We start from the raw sequence: 5,063 nt of genomic DNA on the forward strand, positions 1-5,063 counted from the left end.
CCTGGTCGACGTCGCCGTCGCCCCGGGCGCGCGCGGACCTCTGGTGGCGGCGCTGGCCGGCGCGCAGGACCACGTCAAGGGCCATCCCGTGCTGGCCGTCACTGCCACCGGCCGAGAGGCCGAGGACCTGATGAACTCGTTGCGGGCGTTCCTGCCGCCGGAGAGCGTGGTCGGTTTTCCGAGTTGGGAGACGCTGCCGCACGAGCGGCTCAGCCCGCGCAGCGACACGGTCGGCAAGCGGCTGGCCGTGCTGCGCCGGTTGGCGCACCCGGATGCCGAGGACACGACATACGGTGAAGTCGCGGTGGTGGTCGCCTCCGTGCGAGCGCTACTGCAGCCGATCGCCAAGGGGCTCGGCGATCTCGCCCCGGTGGCGCTGGTCAAGGGGCAGGAGGCGCCGCTGGAGGACGTGGTCGACGCGCTGGCCGCCGCGGCGTACATCCGCACCGACCTGGTCGAGCGGCGCGGCGAGTTCGCCGTGCGCGGAGGCATCCTCGACGTCTTCCCGCCCACCGAGGAGCACCCGATCCGGGTCGAGTTCTTCGGCGACGAGGTCGAGGAGGTGCGCTGGTTCAAGGTCGCCGACCAGCGCAGCCTCGAGGAGGCCGAGCACGGCCTGTGGGCGCCACCGTGCCGCGAGGTGCTGCTCACCGACGATGTGAAGGCGCGTGCCGCCGAGTTGGCCGAGCAGCTGCCCGGGGTCGCCGACATGCTGCACAAGGTCGCCGAGGGCATCGCCGTGGAGGGCATGGAGTCGCTCAGCCCGGTGTTGCTGGCCGACTCGGGCGGCATGGAGTCGCTGCTCGACGCCCTGCGCCCGGGCACCCAGGTGGTGCTGGTCGACCCCGAGCGGGTGCGCACCCGCGCCCACGACCTGGTCGCCACCAGTGAGGAGTTCCTCGACGCGAGCTGGGCCAACGCGGCCGCCGGCAACGCCGTGCCGGTCGACCTGCAGGGGGTGCTCGGCACCGCCAGCTTCTGGACCTTCACCGAGGTGCGCGAGCATGCACTGCAGACCGGTCGTCCATGGTGGTCGCTGACCTCGTTCGCCACCGACGCGGAGCTGGCCGAGTTCGTCGAGGACGAGCTCGAGGGAGAGCGGATCACCATCGGCACCACCGAGGTCGCCGCCTACCGCGGCGACACCGAGCGGGCGGTGGCCGACCTGCGTCAGTGGGCGCACGAGGGGTGGAAGACCCTCGTGGTCACCGACGGCCCGGGGCTGGCCAACCGGGTCGGCGAGGTGCTCACCGAGCACGACGTCCCGGTGCGCATCCAGCCCGGCGCCAAGGACCTCGGGGAAGGCATCGTCCACGTCACCAACGGGCTGCTCGGCCGCGGCTTCACCCTGCCGTCCAGCAGGCTCGTGGTCGTCACCGAGGACGACCTGACCGGCGGCACCACCCAGGGCGGCTCGACCAAGGACATGCGGCGTATGCCGTCCCGCCGCCGCAAGCAGGTCGATCCCCTCGCGCTGCGCAAGGGTGACTATGTCGTCCACGAGCAGCACGGCGTGGGGCGGTTCCTGGAGATGGTGCAGCGCACCGTGCAGGGGGCGACCCGCGAGTACCTGCTGATCGAATACGGATCCAGCAAGCGAGGGCAGCCTGGTGACCAGCTGTTCGTCCCCACCGACCAGCTCGACCAGGTGACGCGATACGTCGGTGGTGAGGCGCCCACCCTCAACAAGCTCGGCGGCTCCGACTGGGCGAAAACGAAGGGGCGGGCCCGCAAGCACGTCAAGCAGATCGCCGCCGAGCTGATCCGGCTCTACAGCGCCCGGATGGCCACGGAGGGTTACGCGTTCGGGCCCGACACCCCCTGGCAGCGCGAGCTCGAGGAGTCCTTCGCCTACATCGAGACGCCCGACCAGCTCGTCAGCATCGACGAGGTCAAGAACGACATGGAGAAGTCGGTCCCGATGGACCGGCTGATCTGCGGCGACGTCGGCTACGGGAAGACCGAGATCGCGGTGCGGGCCGCGTTCAAAGCGATCCAGGACGGCAAGCAGGTGGCCGTGCTCGTGCCGACCACGCTGCTCGTGCAGCAGCACCTGACGACCTTCTCCGAGCGCTACCAGCCCTACCCGGTTGTGGTGAAGGCACTCTCGCGGTTCCAGACGGACGCGGAGGCGGGGCGGGTGCTCGAGGGGATGGCCGACGGCACCGTTGACCTGGTCATCGGCACGCACAGCCTGCTGTCCAAGAATGTGCGGTTCAAGAACCTCGGCCTGGTCGTGGTCGACGAGGAGCAGCGCTTCGGTGTCGAGCACAAGGAGCAGCTCAAGACCCTGCGCACCAACGTCGACGTGCTGGCGATGTCGGCCACCCCGATCCCGCGCACGCTGGAGATGGCGGTGACCGGCATCCGCGAGATGTCCACGCTCGCCACCCCTCCGGAGGAGCGGCACCCGGTGCTCACGTTCGTCGGCGGCTACGAGGAGAAGCAGATCACCGCGGCGATCAAGCGCGAGCTGATGCGCGAGGGCCAGGTCTTCTTCGTGCACAACAAGGTGTCGTCGATCGACCGAGTTGCGGCACGGATTCGCGAGCTGGTGCCCGAGGCCCGGGTCGCGGTCGCGCACGGCAAGATGAGCGAGGCCCGGCTCGAGCAGGTCGTGCTCGACTTCTGGGAGCGGCGCTTCGACGTGCTGGTCTGCACCACCATCATCGAGACCGGCCTGGACATCTCCAACGCCAACACCCTCATCCTCGACCGGGCGGACACCTTTGGCCTCTCCCAGCTGCACCAGCTGCGCGGCCGGGTCGGCCGCGGCCGCGAGCGCGCCTACTCCTACTTCCTCTACCCGCCCGACAAGCCGCTCACCGAGACGGCGCACGACCGGCTCGCGACGATCGCCAGCCACACCGACCTCGGCTCCGGCATGCAGGTCGCGATGAAGGACCTGGAGATCCGCGGCGCCGGCAACCTGCTCGGCGGCGAGCAGTCCGGGCACATCGCCGGTGTGGGCTTCGACCTCTACGTCCGGCTCGTCGGCGAGGCCGTCGCGGACTTCCGTGGCGACGGTGACACGGCGCCGGCAGAGGTCAAGATCGAGCTCCCCGTGGACGCGCACCTGCCGCACGACTACGTGCCGGGTGAGCGGCTGCGGCTCGAGATGTACAAGAAGCTGGCCACCGTCGAGGACGAGGCCGGACTGGGCGAGATCGAGGACGAGCTGCAGGACCGCTACGGCAGCCCGCCCGAGCCGGTCCGCAACCTGCTCGAGGTCGCGCGGCTGCGCACCGTGGCCCGACAGGCGGGCATCGCCGACATCAGCGTGCAGGGCAACTTCATCAGGTTCGGCCCCCTGGAGCCGGCCGAGAGCCAGCAGCTGCGGCTGCAGCGGCTCTACCCCGGCTCGCTGGTCAAGTCGGCGCTGAAGACGGTGCTGGTGCCCAAGCCGATGACCGCCCGCGTTGGCGGCCGGCCGCTGCGCGACACGGAGGTGCTGCGCTGGGCCAGCCAGCTCATGCAGGCGGTGCTGCTCGGCGACGTTGCCCAGGCGGCCCGCGCCGCCACCTCTGCGTGAACCAGGGCCCGCCGACCTGACATGATGAACCCGAAGCCCGGTCAGCCGGCCCGTCCGGGACGAGGAGAGGAACCACCGTTGAAGCGTCTGACACCTTCGCACGCGCGTCGCGCCGCCGCACCCGCCGCGCTCGCGCTCACCGCGGCGCTGGCCCTGTCGGCCTGCAGCCACAGCGCGGACGACGCTGCGATCGTCAACGGATACGCCATCACCGTCGACCAGGCGCAGACGGTGGCTCGGGAGTACAACGAGCTGACCGGACAGAGCGGCGCCAACGGCGCCACGCCCGACAAGACGCTCGCGGTCTTCATCGAGGGGCACTTCGCGTTGCAGGAGCAGAGCAAGGCCGGTCAGGGGGTCTCGGCCGACGACGCACGTCGCATCATGAAGGACCAGATGCAGGTGAAAGACCCCTCCCCGACGCTCGTGAACTTCTACCGCAACGTCATCGCCGTCGAGGCGGCCCGACAGGACCCGGCGGCGACCAAGAAGGTCCAGGCCGCGATCGACAAGGCCGACATCACGATCAACCCGCGCTACGGCTCGTCCTTCGACGTGAAGCAGCGCACGGTGCTCGACCCCCAGCCTGACTGGATCAAGCCCTTCGAGGCCGCCAAGCCGCAGGCCGACAGCCAGTCCTCGCCGACGCCCACCAACTGACGGTGGCCGCACGGCTGACCGTGCTGCTGACCTCGCCGCGCGTTGCAGGAGGTCTGCTCAGCCACGGCGCCTGGACCGCTCTGGACGAGGCCGACGCCGTTCTGGTGCGCTCGGACGACGAGCCGCAGGTGGCGGCACTGCTCGACGCCGGTATGACGACCGCCGCTGTGGGCGCGCAGGCTCCCCAGGCCCTCGCACGCACCCTGGTCGAGCGCGCGCTCGACCAGGTCGTGGTGTGGGTGGGCTCGGCCGACGGCGACCCCGGCCTCACCGACGCCCTCGCCGGCGAGCTGACCCGGCACCCTGAGCCGCCCGAGGTCGAGATCCTGGTCGGTTCGTGGGACGTGCCCGGCGCCCGCCTGCTCGACCTGGTCGCGGTGATGGACCGGCTGCGCTCACCCGGCGGCTGCCCCTGGGACGCCGAGCAGACCCACGAGAGCCTGGTGCCCTACCTGCTGGAGGAAGCCCACGAGGCGGTCGAGGCCATCGAGTCCGGCGACCGTCAGCACATGGTCGAGGAGCTGGGCGACCTGCTGCTCCAGGTGGCCTTCCACGCGCGGGTGGGACAGGAAGACCCGGACGAACCCTTCGACGTCGACGACGTGGCGGCCGGCATCGTCGACAAGCTCGTGCGTCGCCACCCGCACGTCTTCGCGGACGTGGATGCGTCCACCCCCGCCGAGGTCGAGGCCAACTGGGAGACGATCAAGGCCGCCGAGAAGCCCTCCCGCAGCTCACCTTTCGAGGGCATCCCCGTAGGTATGCCGCCGCTCGCCCGGGCGGCGAAGGTCGCCGGCCGGCTCGAGCGGGCCGGCCGGCAGGACCTGCTCGACCAGGCAAGCGCCGACGAGGGTGACCTCGGCGCGCAGCT

General features: G+C 70.8%; 3 protein-coding genes. All 3 read left to right on the top strand.

What is annotated here, in order from left to right:
• The first annotated feature begins 1 nt into the window (after position 1).
• Positions 2-3,532, top strand: coding sequence for a transcription-repair coupling factor (gene mfd, locus FRW57_RS16975; RefSeq protein ID WP_420853262.1), 3,531 nt, complete (start codon positions 2-4; stop codon positions 3,530-3,532).
• Positions 3,533-3,610: 78 nt separating this feature from the next.
• The gene (locus FRW57_RS16980) at positions 3,611-4,192 is read left to right on the top strand and encodes a hypothetical protein (protein WP_137119898.1); all 582 of its coding nucleotides are present in this window, start codon (positions 3,611-3,613) and stop codon (positions 4,190-4,192) included.
• A gap of 2 nt (positions 4,193-4,194) precedes the next feature.
• On the top strand, positions 4,195-5,063 hold an 869-nt coding region (locus FRW57_RS16985; RefSeq protein ID WP_152186554.1), incomplete at its 3' end, for a nucleoside triphosphate pyrophosphohydrolase.

It is taken from the genome of Segeticoccus rhizosphaerae, from assembly GCF_009192725.1.
Lineage (GTDB): Bacteria > Actinomycetota > Actinomycetes > Actinomycetales > Dermatophilaceae > Segeticoccus > Segeticoccus rhizosphaerae.